This window comes from Mycobacterium sp. NGS67 (genome assembly GCF_059812185.1).
In genome coordinates this window covers 1-327 of record NZ_JCALCF010000099.1, presented here as the reverse complement: position 1 = coordinate 327, position 327 = coordinate 1, and the positions used below count along the sequence as shown (strand labels likewise).

Genomic DNA, 327 nt, shown 5'->3' with positions numbered 1-327 from the left:
TTCACCGAACATCACGCGTTCATGGCCCGGCTCTTCCTGGACCGTATCGATGCCCACAGCAGCGATATCGCACGACTCGATGCCCGCATTGAGGAGCAAATCGCACCTTTTCAGTACGCCCGGGACCTGCTGATCAGTATCCCGGGCTGGTCTCAGGTGGTCGCTGATGTGTTCATCGCCGAAGCCGGCGCCGACATGAGCGTGTTCCCCTCAGCCGGTCATCTTGCGTCCTGGGCCGGGGTAGTGCCCGGCAGTAACGAGTCCGCAGGCCGGGTCAAATCCGCCCACCCCCGACCCGGCAATCGGCACCTCAAAGGCGCCCTCGGC

Annotated in this window: 1 protein-coding gene; it reads left to right on the top strand. The window is 63.9% G+C overall.

The window, feature by feature from the left end; genetic code table 11:
* Positions 1 to 327: transposase (locus tag AC5Y4D_RS27410; protein WP_500038787.1), on the top strand; the 327-nt coding region annotated here is incomplete at both ends.